Consider the following 20,576-nt stretch of genomic DNA (forward strand, 5'->3'; position numbering starts at 1 on the left):
TTCGTACTATAACACATCGGGGAATTCGGGTACAACAATAGGGTACATGCAGATGCTGGTCGGCTAACCAGGCAGGCATCCAAATTAGGTTTGAGGTGGCAAAAAAGAGAGACCCGCTCCTTCCGGAGATCGGGCCTCTACCATGATCGATTTGTAGAGCTAACTTGCTTTCGCTGAAGTTTAGGACAATACGGTCCCAGGCTGCAGCGGGAAATGGCAGGCCACTTGGCGTCCGGGGACTGCCTCAACCAATTGCGGCTCTACCTTGGAACAAAGCTCTTGGGCAAACGGACAGCGGGTATGGAAGCGGCAGCCGGAAGGCGGGTTCGCCGGGGAGGGAACATCCCCCTGCAGCACGATCCGCTCCTGCTTGCGGCCCGGCACCGGCTTTGGAATCGCCGACAACAAAGCGGCGGTATAGGGGTGCAGCGGCGACGCGAACAACGTCTCCGTCTCTCCAACCTCCACCAGCTTACCCAGATACATGACGCCGACCCGGTCAGAAATATGTCGGACAACGTTAAGCCCGTGTGCAATAAAGAGGAATGTCAGGCCCAGTTCCCGTTGAAGCTTCATGAGCAGATTAATCACTTGGGATTGGACGGACACGTCAAGCGCCGACACCGCCTCATCAGCCACGATGAACTTCGGGTTAAGCGCTATTGCCCGGGCAATGCCGATCCGCTGTCGCTGCCCGCCGGAGAATTCATGCGGATAACGATTGCGCCGGGTGGCATCCAATCCGACCAGCTCCATGAGCTCAACAACTCGCGCATCTATCTGTTTCGGAGACATGTTGCGATGCACGCGCAACGGCTCACCGATGATGTCTTTAACCAGAAACCGAGGGTTTAATGAACCAAACGGATCTTGGAAGATAATTTGCATCTCTTCGCGAAGCTTCCGCAGCTCGGGACCCCGTAATGAATGGATATCTTGGCCTTGGTATACCACTGCGCCCTCCGTGGCTCCTTGCAAACGAAGGATAACACGCCCTAATGTCGACTTACCGCAGCCGGATTCCCCAACCAGTCCAAAGGTTTCCCCTTGGCGAATCGCCAGGGACACATCGTCCACCGCCTTCACTTGGCCGACAACTCGGCTGAGCAGGCCCTTGTGAATCGGGAAATACTTCTTGATCCCGCGGATATCCACCAGGATCTCCCCGGATTTCGAACCGATCGGTCGCTTTGCCTCTACATTTGCCGTTTCCGTCATCATGCGGGTTTCACCTCGTCTCTACTGCTATGGGAATCGTCCAGACGTACCGGCTTATCTTCATAAAGCCAGCAGGAAGCGCGATGATCTGCTCCAATCATAAACTCAGGAGGTTCCTTCTGCCGACACACCTCCGTTGCATGCGGACAGCGCGGGTGGAACCGGCACCCGGAAGGCAACTGGCCAATCGGCGGAATGGTCCCCTGGATCGTGTAGAGCTCTCCACCCCGTTCCCCTTCAAAGCCCGGGATGGATTGAAGCAGCCCCACAGTGTACGGGTGGCTGGGCTGGTTGAAGATATCCTCCACCGGCCCCTCTTCAACGATTGCCCCCGCATACATGACCGCTACCCGATCTGCCATTTCCGCCGCTACACCCATATCATGGGTGATCAGCAGGATGGACATGCCGAGTTCAGCCTGCAGCTTCCGCAGCAGATCCAGGATTTGCGCCTGAACGGTCACGTCCAGTGCGGTCGTCGGTTCGTCGGCAATCAACAGCTCTGGATTGCAGGCTAGAGCGGTGGCAATAACGACCCGCTGGCACATCCCGCCTGACAGTTCATGTGGATACTGCTTGGCACGAATTTCCGGTGCAGGGATGCCGACGAGCCTAAGTAGAACGATGGCCATGTTCCAGGCTTCGCCTGCGGATTTATTCTGATGCAGCCGCAAGCTCTCGGCGATTTGTTCCCCTACGGTAAATACCGGATTCAGGGCCGACATCGGGTCTTGAAAGATCATAGCGATTTGATTGCCGCGGATATTTCGCATCTCATCTTGTTTCTTAGCTGCTAATTCCTGTCCCCGGAACGAGATGTTGCCCTCCATGATCGTCCCGCCGGCGTAATCGATCAGGCGCATGATGGCGAGCGAGGTGACGCTTTTCCCACTGCCCGATTCGCCTACCAGACAAACCGTCTGCCCCTTGCCTATGGATAACGAAATCCGATCCGTCGCTTTAACGACCCCATTCTCCGTCAAAAAGCCCGCCGTCAGTTTTCGGATTTCGAGAAGTTTCTCCGCCATTTTGCCAGCCTCCTCCGGGATTTGTTCAGATTCTGTCTTGGATCCAGCGCATCGCGGATACCGTCACCGATAAAGTTCACCGCAAGGACGACAATCAAGATACACAATCCAGGGTATACGGCCTGCATTTTATCAACTAACATAAACTCCTGCGCATTACTCAGCATGAGCCCCCAGCTGGTGGCCGGCGGCTGGATGCCTAAACCAAGGTAAGACAAGGCCGATTCGCTAAGAATGGCCGCACCGACCATCAAGGTCGCGTTGACGATAATCGGGAACGTAGAGTTTCGCAATAAATGACGGAATATGATGCCCGTGTTGGACACCCCGATCGCACGAGCGGCCTCCACGTACTGCATCTCCCGCAGTTGGAGGAAGTTCCCCCGCACCAGCCGAGCGATGCTCATCCAGCTAGTAAAAGCCAAGATCAAAATCATATACTTGATTTCCGATCCGAAGATCGCCAGCACCAAAATGTTGAGGAACAACGTAGGTACCGAGTTCATGACGTCAACGATCCGCATGAACACCGTGTCCACCCATCCGCCAAAATAACCGGAAATAGCGCCGATAATCGAACCTACAACCACCGATGCCAAGGCGACCGAAAACCCGATTAACAAGGAGATTCTCGCGCTGTACAATAACCTTGCGAATACGTCACGACCCAATTCATCCGTTCCCAGCAGATGACCCTCAGCCCCTGCCTTGAGATTCGGAAACATCATATCGATTTTTGCCGGATCGTACTTGGTAATCCACGGCGCAAATACGGCGGCGAGGATAAAGATAAGCAATACCACAAATCCAGTCATCGCGTAGGGATTCCGCGAAAACTTCCTCCATAACATCCCCCAAGGCCCTAAAGGCTTCTTCGCTGAAAGTGAGGTTGCCGAGTCTTTGAGGTTAGGCGATGGATTGGGTTCTGGCGTCACTACGTCCGGGGATGTTCTCGACGATATCGTTACCTTCATATCACTCATGCTGCCTTTGTCCCCTTTCCTCCCAATTTAACTCGCGGATCCACAATGGCATACAGAATATCCGCTAATAAGCTGCCGATGACGACCACCACGGCGGTGACAATCGTAATCGCCATTAACACGGAATATTCCCGTGCAGTAGCCATCTCAACATAGAGGCGCCCCATCCCTGGCCAGTTAAATACATTTTCAGTCAATGCCGCCCCACCTACAAGGATCGGCAAATCCAATCCTAAGATCGTAATGATCGGGATGAGCGCATTTCGCAGGGCATGGCGGAATATGACTTTCCTTTCCTTTACCCCTTTAGCACGGGCAGTTCGAATGTAATCCTGTTCTAACACTTCCAACATACTGGCTCGAGCGTATTTAATGTAAGAAGCAAGGAAGCCCAAAGAGAGGACGGTGACTGGCAATACCAGATGCATGAACAAATCAAAGACGCTTCCCTCCTTGCCGCGGCTATGCATGTCCGAAAGCGGAAACCAATCCAAGCCAAGGGAGAACCATTGTTGTAACAGGATACCGAACCAAAAAGTCGGCATGGCAAAACCTAAATAAGAAATAAAGGATGCCGTCTGATCTGAAATGCCGTACACTTTCGTGCTGTTGTAAATGCCCCAAGGTAGAGCGATAACAAGCGTAAGCAACCAAGCTGCGCCCATCAAAATTAGCGTGTTAGCGATCCGCGGCCAGAGCAAATCACCAACCGGCAAATGGTTTTTAAACGTATAACCCATGTCGCCTTGCAGCAAGTCTCCGACCCATCGAATATATTGGACGGGAATCGGTTGATCCAGCCCCATATTGTGCCTCTGCTGTTCAAAAGCTTCCGGCGACAAACCGGGGGCAAGCATGACTTGAGTTGGACCGCCCGGTGCTGCATGGATGAGCAAAAAGGTGACGACAGTGATCAAAAAAATAACTAGAACCGATTGCAGTAAGCGACGGATCAGATATTCTGTCATCGTTTTATCCTCCCACATTTAATAGGTATAAAGCCGCAGGGAAACTTCCTTCCTTGAAAGGGAGAAGGAGAAAGAGAATTCTCCCTTTCCCCTCCTGCGGTTTATTTCCTGTATCCGTACAACTTCTTATTCGGTTACCCACCATTTAATAGCATGGAAGTATTGACCATAACCCAATGATGGTTCAGGTCGGTCATCCTCAGCCCAATGTACTCTTGGTCCCGTCCCAATCGCACTACCATATTGGTACAGGAATACATAAGGCAAGTCAGTGGAGATCTCTTTGGCTACTTCCTTATAGATCTTTTGGCGTTCTGCTTGGTCTACTGTAGAGTATCCATCCACCCATAATTGATCGAGTTTTTCGTTTTTATACCAACCGCTGTTTTGTCCTGCTGGCGGGAAATACTTCGAAGAGAAGATACTCTCGGAATCAGGGTCTGGCGTATTCAAAGACCAGGCCAGAAGAATCGCTTGATATTTACCTGGCGTTACATTCTGGTCAATCCAAGCTGCGAAATCGATCCCCTTCGGAGTCACTTCAATGCCAACATCTTTCAGGTTCTGTTGGATGATTGCCGACACCTGCTCACGACGGCTATTCCCGGCATTGTACTGCAATTCGAAGGAGAAACGATGTCCATCCTTTTCAAGAATCCCGTCTTTGCCGGCTACCCAACCGTCTTCTGCCAACAATTGTTTGGCCTTCTCAGGATTGTAATCATAGTTAACGGCGGCATCTTTCGGATCGGCCCATGTATCCGGGAGGAACGGGGCATTCATCAATGCGCCGACGCCCTTCAATACATTATCAACCATCCCTTGCCGATTGATCGCGTAGGCAATGGCCTGTCTTGTCTTCTGCCCTTCGAATAAACCATATTTTTCAGGGAAGTTTTTCGAATCGAAGTTAAAATTGATATATTCATACGTTGGTCCCGGCTTCTGAATGACGTCAATCTTGTCATTTCCCTTAACGACCTCAACCTGAGTCACAGGGATGGCGCTGACATGATCGGTGTCTCCTTTGAGTAATGCCTGAACCTCCGTATTTTGATCGGCATAAATTTTATAAATAACTTGGGCAATATGCGGTTTGACGGCTCCCCAATAGTTTGGATCGGCATCAAGTGTATGGCTTTCCCCTTGCTTCCAAGCGGTCCACTTCCATGGTCCATTCGTGACCGTCTTCGCTGGATCGGTGCCGTAAGCATTAGATTGAAGTTCTTTCACAGGAATATCCTTAAGGACATGGGCTGGAACCAACTCCGTCACCAGCGTGTATTGGAAAGGAGCATAAATTTGTTTCAATTTAATGTTTGCGGTATGGTCATCTACTTTATCGATTTTCTCAACCTTATCGAATAAGCTGATGCCTGGAGCACCTGCTTCCGGATTGCGAACCGTATCGAAAGTATAGATGAGGTCATCTACCGTTACCGGCTGTCCGTCGCTCCATTTCGCTGTATCTTTCAGCTTAACGGTATATGTCAAACCATCCTCTGAAATTTGCGGGAGCTCGGATGCCAAAGACCAAGGTTCGGCAGCGACATTCCCTTCGCGATCCAAGTCGTACAACTTGGCGAACAGGAACTGAGCTACATCGCCGGAAGAAGTATCATTAATGAAAATAGGGTTCAAGCTGACGACGTCAGAGAAAGTGCTCAATGTAATCGTACCGCCATCCACCGGCTCATCGGCCGACGGTTCTGCTTCAGGCTCCGTTGTATTCTCTGGAGTTGTGTTGTTCTCTGTCGGAGTCGGCGTATTGGAAGCTGTGTTATTGGTACTGCAGCCCGTAAACAAAATTCCTACGAGGGATAAAATAAGTAAAAGGGACCATAAACTTCTCTTCTTAGCCACCATGTGTGTTGACTCCTCCTTGTTTAATGAAGTTGAGAACATGCAGTTTCGTCTAGTTTCACTTTCGTCTGGATCTGTCCTCCAATCTCCCCCTTTATCTTCTTCCGTCACTTCTAACCGTGCTTACAGCCTGGAATAAAACGACTTACCTATTAACCTTTGGCACTACCTCTACCATGACCTCTAGCCTTTAAGGAGTTGAATTCCATGAGCCATTTGTAATAAAGGGTGACATAGGTTCGGTATAAACCAACGGTTAATAAGGGTCTTTAGCCGGTCCCCAGCAAGGGAAAAACACCAGTTGAATTATTGTTCATAATACATGTGAAAATATCTCACGTCAATATCTTTTTTAATCGTTTGTTGGCTCCTTTTTACCCCTGAATTACTAATATTTTATAGAATTTTTGAATATGAAGCGTTTGCAAAAAGTTGAACGTTAATTTTTCTTACTCGTACTTAACCAGATATGTTAACAATTTTCGATGTTTATCTATCTATCTCGTCACGAATCGACTGAATCTCCCCTCCATTTACTAGAATTATGTCGTAAGTACTCGATAGGTGGTTCTTTAGTCATCCCTTTTCTAAACAAAAAAACAGCCGAACCCTAAGGTTCGGCTGTCTCTTTAGCAGATCACTGCTTATTCCGTTGTGTAAGGAAGCAATGCGATTTGACGGGAGCGTTTGATCGCGATCGTCAAAAGGCGTTGGTATTTAGCGCTAGTGCCAGTAACACGACGAGGCAAAATCTTGCCGCGTTCGCTGATGAATTTCTTCAGCAGCTCCGTATCTTTATAGTCAATGTGAGTAATTTTATTCACAGTGAAGTAGCACACTTTACGACGTTTGTTGCGGCCGCCACGGCGAGCCGGTCTTTTGTCGTCTCCGCCTTCTCTTTGCTTGAAGCTCATGCTTGTCAGTCCTTTCCGTGTTTAAAATGGCAAATCGTCATCCGAGATATCGATCGGTTTCCCGTCGTCGGAGAATGGATCATCTTGATTGCCGCGTGAGAAATTACCGCCACGGTTGCTATTGCCACCGCCGCCGCCTCCGAATGGAGCTTCCTCCCGCGTACCGCCGCCACCACCTGCACCGCCTTCGCGGTTCGATTCCAAGAAACGGACATTATCGGCAATAACTTCGGTTACGTATACGCGTTTACCTTCGTTATTCTCGTAGTTCCGTACTTGAATACGTCCTTCCACAGCCGTTAACCGGCCTTTACGCAAATAGTTCGCGCAAGTTTCGGCAAGCTGTCTCCAGGTTACGACCGGGATAAAATCCGCTTCGCGTTCGCCCCCTTGCGAGGTGAACGGTCTGTCCACTGCAAGCGTAAACTGAGTTACCGCTACGCCGGCTGGCGTATATCGCAGCTCTGGATCCCGGGTAAGACGTCCGATGAGTATGACACGGTTCAACAATCAAATCCCCTCCTTCGGGCAATGGTTACTCAAACTTGAATTAGGCTACGTCTTTCGTAATGAGATAACGGATAACCTCGTCGGAAATCTTCAAGATCCGTTCCAACTCAGCTACCACTTCAGGGGTAGCTGTGAAATTTACGAGAACGTAAACTCCATCGCGAACCTTGTTAATCTCATACGCAAGCCGGCGTTTGCCCATCACGTCATGTTTGGTAATTTCACCGCCGTTTTGGATGATGCCTTGGAATTTTTCGACTGTAGCTTGAACAGCTTCTTGTTCAACGTCAGGACGAATAATGTACATCACTTCGTATTTGCGCATCTGATTCACCTCCTCTTGGACTATGGCCCCCAATACGTAACTCGTTTAGGAGCAAGGAGCGAGCGTAAACTCGCACCATAGTAGTATATCAAATTGATGTCAGCTGTGCAAGGACCCAATACTTGCCTTCTTTAAGACCATGATGACAAGTCCTCTCATCCGCTTCCCATGACTTAAACATTTCCTCCACATCGCTTTTATGCTTGTAAATAATTATCGGTCCTTCGCGGTACATGATTAAGCCGCTCTGACAAACAATAAGCGTGAATTCCAATGTGAGGCTGAAAGGAGGAACGCCAGATGGGTGAACAAACGGAATTTGAGGAAGGCATGCGCGCTCCAAACCCGGGCGTATACGTGGAAGTCGGTGAGGCGCGAAGCTTCCATACGCAGATACAACATCCAAAGCGGATTACGTTGCAGAAGGGCGAGAAATTCCCTGAGACGTCAAACAAAGACCGCAAGTGGAAAAAGGAAGAAAAGGCCCGCGTCCATTAAGGATTTTTGACCCATTAAAATTCATGTGTATAGAAAAACGAATCCTGCACATAATACAATCGACGGCGAGCAAGAGAGGTGTGGTTCCGTTGGTCCGTTTAGAGGATTCCGCGAGAAACAAACCGCAAGGAGATCTTGTTCACGACTTGTAGAAGCATCAGATCACGAGTTAGCGAAGACCCCTCTTCCCTGATTCGTGCTTGCTAAGGCAAACATCGTAAGGTTTCTGTTTGTCGCTGAGAAAAGAATTCCAAAATCAGTTCGCCGTCAACCAGAGGAAGGACCCGAAAGGGTCCTTCTTTCCTTTTGATTAGGCTCAAAATTCTATACAACAAAAATAACTCCTACGCATAAACGTAAGAGTTCGTCTAATTAAGTAAATGGCGGAGAGGGTGGGATTCGAACCCACGCACGCCTTGCGACGCCTAGTTGATTTCGAGTCAACCCCCTTGGGCCTCTTGGGTACCTCTCCACAGCAAGAATGATTGTACCATGAATTCATTCCGAATGCAATAGAGGCATCCTTCATCCCATAAATTGTTTGTTCCTCTGACGTTTATTGTCCGTCCTGCCCCGACTCCTCTTGTGTGGGCGTCGCCGAGCGGAGCACTTTACGCATATTCTTCTCGAACTTGGCACGGGGCACCAAAACGCTGTGTTTGCAGCCTACGCATTTGATGCGGATGTCCATACCCATTCGGATGATTTCCATTTCATTGCTGCCGCAAGGATGGTTTTTTTTCATTTGCACGATATCGCCCAACTGAAATGATTTACGCTCCATCGCTTATTCCCCCTATCCCATCTTCTATACTTATGTCCTATTCCTACATGAGGCCTTCCGGTGTTACGCGTTCATCTCTGCCTGCTCCAGTGCTTCCTTGGCATAGGTCTGAATCTGCCGCTCGACATCGGCACGTACAGCCGGGGGGCACTCCACGGCGATCCGAATGACGTATTCGCTTGCCGTTAAGGACTGGATGCCCAGGACGCTTGGTACCTGAGGGATATGCTCCTGTTCCTCGCTCAATCGCTGCATGGCCCCCTGGAGCAGCTCTACGGCCCCTTCTAATTTCCGAGTGTTGCTGAACGGCAAATCGACCACTGCCAATGCGGTCCCCACGGAAAAGTTCGTCACATTGGTGATCATCCCGTTTGGAATGATATGTACCTCCCCCGTCCAACTCACCAGCCGCGTGGAACGTAGACCAATAATTTCTACCGTTCCCTTCAGACTGCCCGTTTGAATCACGTCCCCAACGGCAAACTGATCCTCCAGGATAATAAAGAACCCAGTAATGACATCCTTCACCAAACTCTGGGCACCAAAACCTATCGCCAGCCCAAGAACACCGGCGCCCGCTAACAGCGGTGCCAAATCATAACCAATCTCCCCCAACACCAACATCACCATAATGAAGTTGCTGGTGATACTGGTGACATTTTTCAGCAGCTCTCCCACCGTAATCAATCGCCGCGGGTTCATCTGCAGCCGGCTTTTTTCTCGCTTCTGCAATGATCGATCGATCAACCGGAACACGATATGAACGAACAAACGAGTGAGGACAAAGATAATGATGATTTTTATCCCCGCGTAGAGAACATTCGTCCACATATCCATATCTGTAAACCAATTCCACATATTATCTCTCCAGGTGTTTACCGTTTCGGCAGCATCCTGGATCACTTCAGTTTCATTCGCCAATAGCATATCTATCAATCCTTCTCAGATTTCATAACTTGATGCTATCATAGCCCATCCCTTGACGGGAGTAAATTCCCCGAATCTCTACTGATTCGGATGTAATAATCTCTTTAACCGCATCCAATGATAATTGCGGGAACCGTATCGATAACGCGCACCCGGCGGTGATTTCTTTAGGCGTGGGGCATAAATCAATGTCTACGTCGGCATACTCCAAAAGCATTTCGGCGCGCAGCGCTTGCTGGGTTGAATCAAAGGCCATCACTAACCAATCTTCTTCTTCCACTTCGATTCCTCTCCTTTTCCCCAATGAGACTTTCGTATGAGTATATAATATGTGTTTCTTCCATATACTATCTACTAAATCTTTGAAGTGCGCTTCGTACGCACATGATCCCCCAGTGGAAAGGAAGATTCCATGTCACAGCTTCAACCGACAATTCCAGGGCAAGAAATTCCTTATTTAAAAATCCCGCATACCGAACCCGGCATTCATTCGGCGATTATTCACCGGTTGCTTTTGCATTTTGGACAGGTTACCCCTGGGCAAGATATGGTCATCGTGTGCATTGGTACGGACCGTTCTACCGGTGATTGCTTAGGGCCTCTGGTCGGTAGCGCATTGGCCAAGTATCACAGCTCGCACTTCCACCTTTATGGCACCTTAGAAGAGCCTGTACATGCGATGAATTTAAAAGAAACGCTGGACCAAATCCACTCTCGCTTCGTTGATCCGTATATTATTAGCATTGACGCTTGTCTCGGCCAAACGTCCAGCGTGGGATCCATTCAGGTCGTCCAAGGACCGCTTCGTCCCGGCGCAGGCGTAAATAAAGAATTACCGCCGGTCGGCGATATCCATCTAACGGGCATCGTCAATGTCGGCGGCTTCATGGAATACTTTGTTCTGCAAAATACGCGTCTTAGTCTAGTCATGCGGCTTTCCGAAATTATCTCAAATTGCTTGTATACCGCGATTAAGGAGTGGACCCGGGGTTCGATTTCTCTAGCCCGGCGAGAGCTATAGCTTCACGCTCTTCCGGAGAGAGTGCATGCGGTGACTCCCCTTTCTCCAAGCCCTTGGCATATACAAAAGAGCCATCTCGATTGTAAAGCCCTGTGAGGACCACACCATCTTGCTGATCGTTGACGAACGCAATCGAGAAGCTCAAATCGTTCCCTTTTTCTCCAAAAGCGTTATACCGTTTAATGCCGATCTTCGACTTTTGCATAGGCATTCTTTTTTGGATTTGCGCGAGCTGCTGCTTTTGTTCCTCCTGGAGGTCTTCGATTTTACCCTGCTGCATTTTTAAATCGATCAACAAGCTCTCCAGATCTTCAACGCCGGCACCTTTCATCATCAGTTCGTATCTTTTCTTCATCTTGCGCAGCTTACTTCCTTGGATCAGATTCCAGACCAATAGCCACAGAATCAGGAGAACCAAACCTCCGACGATCCAGCTTAATTGCTCAAAGATGAGATCATTCCATTCCCGCATGCGACTGTCTACTCCTCTATGCTTGAGATCATTTAATTAATTGAAGTATTGCATGAATGAACATTCGTAACTCTGCCTCTGTCGTCCTATAACCTACACTTGCACGGACGGCGCCACCTTGTAAGGTCCCAGCGGTTTGATGTCCTAAAGGCGTGCAATGGTAACCGGCGCGAACGGCGATACCATACTCCTTGTCTAACGTGAACGCGACCTCAGATGCATCTCTTCCTTCAATCGTAAAGGAAACGATGCCTGTTCGAGGCTGTCCCACTTGCGGACCGATCAGACGAATACCCGGGATGGCCTGCAGTTCCTTCATTAAATACTGCGTTAACTTCCATTCATGCTGATGAATCCGCTCCACCCCGCATTCCAGAACCGTTTCTACACCAGCACCTAGTCCGGCAATCCCCGGAGTATTTACAGTACCCGCTTCATAACGATCAGGTCGAACGGAAGGCTGCTCGCTTTCCTCGGATTGGCTTCCCGTCCCTCCATGCAGCAGCGGTTCCAAATCAATTTCCGGGTGAATGTACAAGCCTCCGGTTCCTTGAGGCCCGAGCAATCCTTTGTGACCCGGGAAAGCAAGAAGATCAATCCCCATCTCTTGCACATCCACTGGATAACAACCCGCCGTTTGAGCTGCATCAACCAAGATAATCGCTCCATTTGCATGAGCTATCCGACTTAACTCTTGAATCGGTAAAATGCAACCCAGCAAATTCGAACTATGAGAACATACAAGTAAACGTGTATGAGGTTGAAAAAGTTTCTCCACCTGAAGCAAATCCAACTGGCCCTGACGATCCACCTCGGCATAATCAACTTCAATACCTATTGTCCGTTTTAAAAATTCCAAAGGACGCCTTACTGAATTATGTTCGACCGACGTAGCTATAACATGATCCCCCGGCTTCAACCAACCTTTAATGGCTAAATTCAAAGCAGAAGTTGCGTTGGACATGAACGCGATGTCGTTCGGATTAAGTACGCCAAACAATTTTGCAAGCTTCATACGGGTCTGATACAGTACCCTACCTGCATGCAACGCCATCCCATGATTTCCACGTCCTGCATTGGCAGCTGATCCGTTTAGTATTTCCAACATGACTTCTCCTACCCTAGGAGGTTTTGGCCAAGATGTAGCTGCATGATCTAGGTAGATGACCGATTTTGTCTCGCGCAACGATAACTCCTCCTCGGGCGTTAAGCTCCACAAGTGTTCATTCATAAGATCAGAGACAGACCAAGAAATGACATACCCTTCTTTTATCGAGCCCCTCTTGCTCAGGCTATCCAAAAGATGGATATGTCATTTCATTTATCCTTTAGCTCAGCATATCCAGTAATCGCTGCAAATCCTGCTGGCTATAATAGTTAATTTCGATTTTTCCCTTATCCTTGTTTGCTTTAATTTTCACGGTCGTCTTATATCGTTCACGCAAATTTTCTTCTACCTCATCGATATAAGGATCCCGTTTCTTTCCGGTTGCTTTCGGTTTTTCTTGTTTCTTGCGATCGAGTTGTTGTACCGCATCCTCCAGATCTCGAACACTCCACTCATGATCGATGCACTGCTGGGCTAATTGTTTGATCGTGGTTGGGTCTTTTAGTCCAACTAATGCTCGAGCATGTCCCATCGACAATGTTCCACGTGAAACATATTCCTTAACTTCCTCCGGTAAAGACAATAACCGTAAGAAATTAGCAATATGTGAACGAGACTTACCCACCTTCATCGAAAGTTCTTCCTGGGTCAATTGGAATTGATCCATCAGCCCTTGATACGCCACGGCCACTTCCATTGCGTTTAAGTTCTCCCGTTGCAGGTTCTCAATAAGGGCAATCTCCATCACTTGCTGATCAGAGAAACTCCGTACTACAGCAGGAATCGTTGCGTTTCCACAAAATTGCGAAGCGCGGAACCGCCGCTCCCCAGCGATAATTTCATACCCTTTAAGCACGCTACGCACAATAATCGGTTGAATGACTCCATGCTGCCGAATAGATTCGGCCAATTCCCGTATTGCCTCTTCGTCGAAAGTTTTGCGTGGTTGATACGGATTGGCACGAAGCTGATTGAGTGGAATCTCGACCACCTTATCATCATCTTGGATCGATAGTGCTGGGATCAGAGCATCCAATCCTTTGCCCAATCGTTTATTCATAAGATACCACTTCCTTTGCCAACTCAAGATAAACTTCCGCACCCTTCGATCGAGGGTCATACGTAATAATGGATTGACCATGGGATGGAGCTTCGCTTAAACGCACATTGCGTGGAATCACTGTCTTGTACACCTTCTGCTGGAAATACTTCTTGACCTCTTCAATCACTTGAATGCCCAAATTCGTTCTAGCATCAAACATCGTCAACAAGACCCCTTCAATTTGCAGGGATGTGTTCAAATGCTTCTGAACCAATCGTACCGTATTTAGCAGTTGGCTCAATCCCTCCAAAGCGTAATATTCGCACTGTATAGGGATAAGTACGGAATCTGCTGCGGTCAAAGAGTTGATCGTTAAGATCCCAAGCGATGGCGGGCAATCGATCAAGATATAATCGTACAAATGACGAATCGGTTGTAGCGACTTTTTGAGTCTGACTTCCCGTGATATCGTTGGAACCAACTCGATTTCAGCACCGGCTAATTGAATCGTTGCTGGAATGATATGCAAGTTTTCAATGTCGGTATGTGCGATAGCTTCTTTCGGATGAACTTCGTTGATCAGCACATCATAGATGCAATTCGCTACATCTGCTTTATTAATGCCAACACCACTTGTCGTATTGCCTTGAGGGTCAATATCGATCAGTAGTACTTTCTTTCCGATGGCAGCTAGGCCCGCCCCCAAATTGACGGAAGTCGTCGTCTTTCCGACGCCCCCTTTTTGGTTAGCTATGGCTATGATTTTAGACAATCCAGTTCACCTCAATATAATAGAAGAATCTCTTTGTAGTCCTCATGTACGCATTCTAGGCTGCTGCTACAAAAAGACCTATAGCAATGCGTTGTGAATACAGCTGCCGATCGATAAAAATATCAGCCGTAACAGTCTTTATCCACATGTGCATAACGCTTATCGTTCAAGACCGAAAAAGAAACTGACCTTCAACCTCGCGGTTGGGGTCAGCGAGTGAATTTATGAACGTTTTGGAATCTGAATCACAATTTCATAATGATCTTCATGATCCTTTTCTTCCGTTTTGATTTGCAAGCCCGATCCGGTGACCATGTCAATGGATTGGCGGATCGTATTCAAGGCTAAACGAACATCTTTCGTAAAAGAAATTCGTTTCGATGGAGACTTTTTGTTTTTGTCCAATTCTTTGTAGAAGGTAATGCGAGCTTCTGTCTGCTTGACATTCAACTCTTTGCTAATTACTTCACCCAGGACCTTTAACTGCAATTCTTCCGAGTCCAAGGACAGTAAAGCACGCGCATGACGTTCTGTAATTTTCCGTTCCATCAGCGCTGTCTTTACACCCTCCGGAAGCTGCAACAGTCTGATTTTGTTAGCAATGGTTGACTGACTCTTTCCAAGGCGTTGTGCCAGGCTTTCCTGCGTCAACTGGTGTAAATCAATCAAATTTTGGTAAGCTATAGCTTCCTCTATCGAGGTGAGCCCTTCTCGTTGGAGATTTTCAATCAAGGCAATCGATGCCGCTTGCGAATCGTTGAAATCTCGCAAAATTGCAGGAATGGACTCTAAACCCAGCTTTTTGACGGCTCTCCAGCGGCGCTCTCCGGCGATAATTTCATACTTCTCATTCCGGTAACGAACGACAATCGGTTGAATCACGCCATGCGTACGAATCGTTTGGCATAACTCATCGATTTTCTCGTCGTCAAAGATCGTCCGCGGTTGATAAGGACTGCCGACAATTTCCTCCACCGGAATTTGTCTCACTTCATCTCCGCCGCTTCGTTCGGTTAACCCAAACAATTTAGAAAATTGTTCTTTCATTCCGTCAATTACCACCTAGTTTCATAGTGACATAAGGCCAAACCGCCTTACGAATCATCCCCCGGGATGACATTACTCCAAACGAAATGCAATATAAAACCTGATATATCTATTCTACCACTTTTTCCTCTATAATCCTATTCTCTAATTGAGAGAAGTTTAAGAAAAGAAGATAGATTTATCGGCCTAAAGACAAAAAAATCCCCCTTAGCTATGTTTCACGTGGAACAATTTGCTAAGGGGCATAGCTTATGATTTAAATCAGCGGCATCTTGACCGGTGTTCCAGGTTTTCTGGGGTACTTTTTTGGTGTTGGGGCTGTCTTTTGAATAATGACCAAATGACGTTCCGAATTTTCCAGCGGAAGTGAAAACTCGGGAGTGCTGACCCACTTCCCTTTTAATTCAGACAAACTACGGGCCGCTTCCTTCACTTCATCCACCGGATTGCTTCCTTTCATAGCCACGAATAATCCACCAGGTTTAGTAAATGGCAGACAAAACTCGTTGAGAATGGCCATCCGGGCAACAGCTCGGGCCGTGACCAGATCAAACGCATCGCGAAGTTCCTCCTGCCGCCCCAAGTCCTCAGCGCGTCCATGCAGCAATTGTACTCGGGATAAACCAAGTTCAGTAACCACATGCTGCAAAAACTGGATTCGTTTATTTAGAGAGTCCACGATCGTTAGCTGCAAATGTGGATAACAAATTTTTAACGGAATGCCGGGGAAACCCGCCCCTGAGCCAATATCCGCCATAGACCCCATCTCCCCCATCGGGACATGGAACGCTAGGCTTATCGAATCATAGAAATGCTTGAGATACACCTGTTCTCGTTCGGTAATCCCGGTGAGGTTCATCTTTTCATTCCAGTCAACTAGCACTTCGTAATATCGTTCGAATTGCTTCAACTGCTCGTCCGACACCTCGATGCCATGACCTTGGAGCAGTGTGCAAAATTGGGCTTGTATCGAATCCAATGGTTACCCTCCTGCAGCCGTGACCCGGTTATAATGCTCTAAATACACCAGCAAAATCGAAATGTCGGCCGGTGTAACCCCCGAAATCCGCGAAGCTTGACCGATCGAGATCGGACGAATTTTAGTCAGCTTTTGCCGTGCCTCTATCGCCAAGCCTTGAATATCATCATAGTTGATCGTTTCGGGTATTTTCTTCTTTTCCATTTTTTGTAACTTTTCAACATGGATCAATTGCTTCTCTATATAACCCGCATACTTGATTTGAATTTCAACTTGCTCCTGCATCTCTTCATCAAGTTCGATCTCCGACGGGGACAATGAAGCGATATGAGCATACGACACTTCCGGACGCCGCAAAATCGTGAGCAAGTTGCTGCCATCCTGAATCGGTGCCGAACCGATCGACTCGAGCAGCGGGTTGATATCAGTAGGACGAACCTTCGTTGACTTCAATCGCTCAATCTCTTGCTCAACCTTCTCTTTCTTATCCAAGAACCGCGCATACCGCTCTTCCGAAATCAAGCCAATGTCATGGCCCAGCGGCGTCAGACGTAAGTCTGCATTGTCGTGACGAAGCAGCAGGCGATATTCGGCACGCGAGGTAAGCAAGCGATACGGCTCATTCGTGCCTTTCGTCACCAAATCATCGATCAATACGCCGATATAACCTTGCGAACGATCAAGAACAACGGGTTCCTTCCCCTGAACTTTACGGGCAGCGTTAATCCCGGCCATAATACCTTGTCCCGCCGCTTCCTCATAACCGGAGGTCCCGTTGATTTGTCCCGCTGTAAACAGCCCAGGCAGCCGTTTCGTCTCCAAGGAAGGCCACAGCTGAGTCGGTACAACCGCGTCATATTCGATCGCGTAACCGGTGCGCATCATTTGTACGTTTTGCAGACCCGGCACCGAACGCAGCATTTTTAGCTGAACCTCCTCGGGCATACTAGTGGAGAAGCCTTGTACATAATACTCCGACGTATTCTTACCTTCCGGTTCCAGGAAAATCTGATGTTTCGGCTTGTCGCTGAACCGCACGATTTTGTCCTCGATAGACGGACAGTACCGCGGACCCGTGCCTTCGATCACCCCGGAGAACATCGGCGCACGATCCAGGTTATCCGTAATGATCTTATGCGTCTCTTCGGAAGTATACGTCAGCCAGCAAGGGAGCTGCTCATTGTCCGATTCTTTCGTCTCATAGGAAAAAAACTTCGGTTTCTCATCCCCAGGCTGTATCTCCGTTTGCGAGAAATCGATCGTATCCTTATGCACCCGCGGCGGCGTCCCGGTTTTGAAACGCACCAGTTCAAAGCCCAGCTCCTTCAAGTTTTGCGACAGTCGCACCGAAGGTTGCTGGTTGTTTGGGCCACTTTCGTACATCAGCTCGCCCATGATGATTTTGCCGCGCAAATACGTACCGGTCGTCAGTACCACCGCTTGAGCCCGATACTCCGCGACGGTCTTGGTAATTACACCCACACACTGGCCATCCTCGACGATCAACTCCTCAACCATCCCTTGGAGCATCGTTAGATTCGGCTCCTTCTCCATCGTTTCCTTCATCGTATGTTGATAGGAGAATTTATCCGCCTGCGCGCGAAGCGCGTGAACGGCCGGGCCTTTCCCGGTATTAAGCATCCGCATCTGGATGAACGTTTTGTCGATATTACGGCCCATTTCGCCGCCCAAGGCGTCAACCTCGCGCACGACGTGGCCTTTTGCCGGACCTCCAATCGAAGGATTGCACGGCATAAAAGCAACCATATCCAAATTGATCGTAACCATCAGCGTTCGACATCCCATCCGCGCTGCAGCCAAAGCCGCCTCGCAGCCAGCATGCCCTGCGCCAACCACGATCACCTCATAGTTTCCGGCAGCATAACCCATGTATCGTCAACCTCCTTTACCCTACACCCTACAAACTCTATCCGTAACATCATACCATGAACCGGCTCTGCTGATACTAGAGAACGCTTATTTCCCCAAGCAAAATTGCGAAAAAATCTGATCGATCAACGCATCCGGCGCCGAATCCCCGATCACCTCGCCTAACTGCTCCCAAGCGTACCTCACGTCAATTTGCAAAATATCGATCGGAATCCCGCTGTCCGCCGCCTCGTACGCATCCGCAAGGGACTGCTTTGCCTTCTTCAGCAAGGCAATATGGCGCACATTACTTACATACGTCAGGTCGTTCGACTCCAGCTTTCCGCCGAAGAACAATTGGGCAATCGCTTCCTCCAGATGATCCAGCCCTTCCTCCGTTTTGACCGACAACTCGACGATCGCTTCCTCGGAAAAATAACGCCGTACCACCTCTTGATCCAACTGCTGCGGTAAATCGATTTTATTCAAAAGAACGATCGTGGACCGCCCCTTCAGTTGCTCCATCAACGCAACTTCGTCCTCATGCAGCGCCTCGGCGCTGTTGAGCACGAGCAAGATCAAGTCCGCCTCGTTCACCGCCGCTTTGGACCGCTCCACCCCGATCTGCTCGACTACGTCCATTGTCTCGCGGATCCCCGCCGTGTCGAGCAGCTTCAGCGGGATATTATTGATCGTCACATATTCTTCGATCACATCCCGCGTCGTTCCGGGGATGTCGGTGACGATTGCCTTATTCTCGCGGGCTAGGGCATTCATCAGCGAGGATTTCCCGACATTCGGGCGACCGACGATCGCCGTCGTAATTCCCTCTCGCAAAATCTTGCCCTGTTCCGCCGTTTTCAACAGCGCATCGATGCCTTCCGACACCGCCGTGCATTTCTCCTTGATAAACGCCATCGTCATCGACTCCACGTCATGCTCCGGATAATCGATGTTCACTTCGATATGCGCCAACGTCTCGATCAATGTGTGTCGCAGCATCCCGATTTGGCGCGACAGCTGGCCTTCGACCTGCTTCAGCGCCACGGAGAATGCCCGATCCGACTTGGATCGGATCAGGTCGATGACCGCCTCCGCCTGCGACAAGTCGATCCGGCCGTTCAGGAACGCGCGTTTCGTGAACTCGCCCGGTTCTGCGAGGCGAATGCCTCGCTGCTGGAGCAGCAGGTCCATCACGCGTTTGACGGAGATGATCCCGCCGTGCGTGCTAATCTCCACCACGTCTTCCGTTGTGAAGGAGCGCGGCGCGCGAAAGACGCTGACGAGCACCTCCTCGAGCTTGTCGCCCGTCGCCGGGTCCACGATGAAGCCATAATGTACCGTATGGCTCTCCGCCTCCGGCAGCTCCGTCTTGGCGCGGAATAACCGCCCCACTTCGGCGATGGCCTCCGGTCCGCTGACGCGGATCACGGCGATGCCGCTTTCGCCCACCGCTGTCGATATCGCTGCAATTGTATCGCTAAGCATTTTGCTTCACCTCGCAAGTTGTTTTAAAACCGTTCGTGAATTTCATAGCTCCGCTGGTCGTATGATCCTACGATCGCTGTTGTTCGCGGATTTCTTGGATTGGACTAAATTCAGAAGTTGTAGAAATCCGCTCACAAAGGCGAACACTCCGCTTCTTCGGATTCATACGCCCCTCTCCGCCCCCAATTCACTCACCCCATCAGAGCATCCTCATGCATCGCATTGCTCCGAGTGTCAGCGCCATCTCCGCAGGAGACAGCGCCCTCCTTGCACATAGTCACTCCGCAAGCACCTGCCGCTACTCCTCGATCCCTTCGAAGCATCCGCCCTCACGTCTTGCTCCAACGTCAGCGCATCCCGAAGGGACAGCGCCCTCCTTGCACATAGTCACACTTCAAGCGCCTGCCGCTACTCCTCGATCCCTTCGAAGCATCCGCCCTCACGTCTTACTCCTACGTCAGCGCATCCCGAAGGGATAGCGCCCTCCTTGCATGTAGTTTCTCTACCACCGCAAACCGTACTCGACGCTCCCCTCAGAGCCTCTCACTCACAGGCAGGAACTCTAAAGTAGAGGCGGGCCCCGCAGGGGCGAGAAGCCGCTCCCACCTCCACATCCCCTCGGGTGCGCCGACAGCAGTAGTCATGAGCAGAACGGTTTACCAGGTATCCCGGGTGCTCAACAGTAAGACGTACCCCGAAGGGGGGAAAAGCGTTCCACACACCGAAGTAAAGCGTATCCCCGAAGGGGACAGCGAGCAGG

The 20,576-nt window shown here is 49.5% G+C and carries 21 protein-coding genes and 1 tRNA gene; 2 read left to right on the forward strand and 20 right to left on the reverse strand.

The window, feature by feature from the left end:
• Positions 1-180: 180 nt before the first annotated feature.
• From MKZ15_RS23975 to rpsF, 8 genes are all read right to left on the reverse strand, one after another.
• Positions 181-1,221: an oligopeptide/dipeptide ABC transporter ATP-binding protein gene (locus tag MKZ15_RS23975; protein ID WP_155604540.1), complete on the reverse strand. Its 1,041-nt coding sequence runs from the start codon at positions 1,219-1,221 to the stop codon at positions 181-183.
• Positions 1,218-2,246: an ABC transporter ATP-binding protein gene (locus MKZ15_RS23980; RefSeq protein WP_339818849.1), complete on the reverse strand. Its 1,029-nt coding sequence runs from the start codon at positions 2,244-2,246 to the stop codon at positions 1,218-1,220. The genes MKZ15_RS23975 and MKZ15_RS23980 overlap by 4 nt, the downstream gene beginning before the upstream one ends.
• Positions 2,213-3,229 carry an ABC transporter permease gene (locus MKZ15_RS23985; RefSeq protein WP_193417603.1) on the reverse strand — a complete coding sequence of 339 codons (1,017 nt, stop codon included), beginning with the start codon at positions 3,227-3,229 and terminating at the stop codon, positions 2,213-2,215. The genes MKZ15_RS23980 and MKZ15_RS23985 overlap by 34 nt, the downstream gene beginning before the upstream one ends.
• A complete protein-coding gene (locus MKZ15_RS23990; protein WP_155604537.1) occupies positions 3,226-4,197 on the reverse strand; it encodes an ABC transporter permease in 972 nt (323 codons plus the stop codon). The genes MKZ15_RS23985 and MKZ15_RS23990 overlap by 4 nt, the downstream gene beginning before the upstream one ends.
• Before the next feature lie 126 nt (positions 4,198-4,323).
• A complete protein-coding gene (locus tag MKZ15_RS23995; protein ID WP_155604907.1) occupies positions 4,324-6,063 on the reverse strand; it encodes an ABC transporter substrate-binding protein in 1,740 nt (579 codons plus the stop codon).
• A gap of 641 nt (positions 6,064-6,704) precedes the next feature.
• Positions 6,705-6,974, reverse strand: coding sequence for a 30S ribosomal protein S18 (gene rpsR / locus MKZ15_RS24000; RefSeq protein ID WP_009223360.1), 270 nt, complete (start codon positions 6,972-6,974; stop codon positions 6,705-6,707).
• A 21-nt stretch (positions 6,975-6,995) separates the two neighbouring features.
• Positions 6,996-7,484, reverse strand: coding sequence for a single-stranded DNA-binding protein (ssb, locus tag MKZ15_RS24005; protein ID WP_155604536.1), 489 nt, complete (start codon positions 7,482-7,484; stop codon positions 6,996-6,998).
• A gap of 40 nt (positions 7,485-7,524) precedes the next feature.
• Positions 7,525-7,809 carry a 30S ribosomal protein S6 gene (gene rpsF / locus MKZ15_RS24010; RefSeq protein ID WP_155604535.1) on the reverse strand — a complete coding sequence of 95 codons (285 nt, stop codon included), beginning with the start codon at positions 7,807-7,809 and terminating at the stop codon, positions 7,525-7,527.
• A 300-nt stretch (positions 7,810-8,109) separates the two neighbouring features.
• On the opposite strand from rpsF, the gene MKZ15_RS24015 reads away from it, so the two are divergent.
• The gene (locus MKZ15_RS24015; protein ID WP_155604534.1) at positions 8,110-8,307 is read left to right on the forward strand and encodes a YjzC family protein; all 198 of its coding nucleotides are present in this window, start codon (positions 8,110-8,112) and stop codon (positions 8,305-8,307) included.
• Between the two features lie 381 nt (positions 8,308-8,688).
• Here the strand turns inward: MKZ15_RS24015 and MKZ15_RS24020 are convergent.
• The 4 genes from MKZ15_RS24020 to MKZ15_RS24035 all read right to left on the reverse strand — a co-directional run bounded on the left by MKZ15_RS24020 (position 8,689) and on the right by MKZ15_RS24035 (position 10,274).
• Positions 8,689-8,779, reverse strand: a tRNA-Ser gene (locus MKZ15_RS24020).
• An 84-nt stretch (positions 8,780-8,863) separates the two neighbouring features.
• Positions 8,864-9,091, reverse strand: coding sequence for a DUF951 domain-containing protein (locus MKZ15_RS24025; protein ID WP_155604533.1), 228 nt, complete (start codon positions 9,089-9,091; stop codon positions 8,864-8,866).
• Positions 9,092-9,154: 63 nt separating this feature from the next.
• Positions 9,155-10,018: a mechanosensitive ion channel family protein gene (locus MKZ15_RS24030; RefSeq protein WP_339818858.1), complete on the reverse strand. Its 864-nt coding sequence runs from the start codon at positions 10,016-10,018 to the stop codon at positions 9,155-9,157.
• Between the two features lie 22 nt (positions 10,019-10,040).
• Complete coding sequence (locus MKZ15_RS24035; protein WP_155604906.1) at positions 10,041-10,274, reverse strand: DUF3343 domain-containing protein; 234 nt, start codon at positions 10,272-10,274, stop codon at positions 10,041-10,043.
• Between the two features lie 156 nt (positions 10,275-10,430).
• Between MKZ15_RS24035 and yyaC the strand changes: the two genes are divergently transcribed.
• Positions 10,431-11,039: a spore protease YyaC gene (gene yyaC / locus MKZ15_RS24040; protein ID WP_213622511.1), complete on the forward strand. Its 609-nt coding sequence runs from the start codon at positions 10,431-10,433 to the stop codon at positions 11,037-11,039.
• On the opposite strand, the gene MKZ15_RS24045 is transcribed toward yyaC, so the two are convergent.
• From MKZ15_RS24045 to mnmE, 8 genes are all read right to left on the reverse strand, one after another.
• Positions 10,990-11,511, reverse strand: a complete 522-nt coding sequence (locus MKZ15_RS24045; RefSeq protein ID WP_193417610.1) for a DUF4446 family protein — start codon at positions 11,509-11,511, stop codon at positions 10,990-10,992. The two genes, yyaC and MKZ15_RS24045, sit on opposite strands and share 50 nt — an antisense overlap.
• Before the next feature lie 28 nt (positions 11,512-11,539).
• Positions 11,540-12,697 (reverse strand): aminotransferase class V-fold PLP-dependent enzyme, encoded by a 1,158-nt coding sequence (locus tag MKZ15_RS24050; protein ID WP_339818863.1) that lies wholly within the window; start codon positions 12,695-12,697, stop codon positions 11,540-11,542.
• A gap of 142 nt (positions 12,698-12,839) precedes the next feature.
• Complete coding sequence (locus MKZ15_RS24055; RefSeq protein WP_193417614.1) at positions 12,840-13,679, reverse strand: ParB/RepB/Spo0J family partition protein; 840 nt, start codon at positions 13,677-13,679, stop codon at positions 12,840-12,842.
• Complete coding sequence (locus tag MKZ15_RS24060; RefSeq protein ID WP_155604527.1) at positions 13,672-14,433, reverse strand: AAA family ATPase; 762 nt, start codon at positions 14,431-14,433, stop codon at positions 13,672-13,674. Before MKZ15_RS24060 ends, MKZ15_RS24055 begins: the two co-directional genes overlap by 8 nt.
• Before the next feature lie 222 nt (positions 14,434-14,655).
• A complete protein-coding gene (gene noc / locus MKZ15_RS24065; RefSeq protein WP_155604526.1) occupies positions 14,656-15,480 on the reverse strand; it encodes a nucleoid occlusion protein in 825 nt (274 codons plus the stop codon).
• 256 nt (positions 15,481-15,736) lie between these two features.
• On the reverse strand, positions 15,737-16,459 hold the full coding sequence (gene rsmG / locus MKZ15_RS24070; RefSeq protein ID WP_339818867.1) for a 16S rRNA (guanine(527)-N(7))-methyltransferase RsmG: 723 nt from the start codon (positions 16,457-16,459) through the stop codon (positions 15,737-15,739).
• Between the two features lie 3 nt (positions 16,460-16,462).
• Positions 16,463-18,349: a tRNA uridine-5-carboxymethylaminomethyl(34) synthesis enzyme MnmG gene (gene mnmG, locus MKZ15_RS24075; RefSeq protein ID WP_339818869.1), complete on the reverse strand. Its 1,887-nt coding sequence runs from the start codon at positions 18,347-18,349 to the stop codon at positions 16,463-16,465.
• 87 nt (positions 18,350-18,436) lie between these two features.
• A complete protein-coding gene (gene mnmE / locus MKZ15_RS24080; protein ID WP_339818870.1) occupies positions 18,437-19,816 on the reverse strand; it encodes a tRNA uridine-5-carboxymethylaminomethyl(34) synthesis GTPase MnmE in 1,380 nt (459 codons plus the stop codon).
• Between the last annotated feature and the right edge of the window lie 760 nt (positions 19,817-20,576).

Source organism: Paenibacillus sp. FSL R7-0216 (assembly GCF_037969915.1).
GTDB classification, from domain to species: domain Bacteria; phylum Bacillota; class Bacilli; order Paenibacillales; family Paenibacillaceae; genus Fontibacillus; species Fontibacillus rhizolycopersici.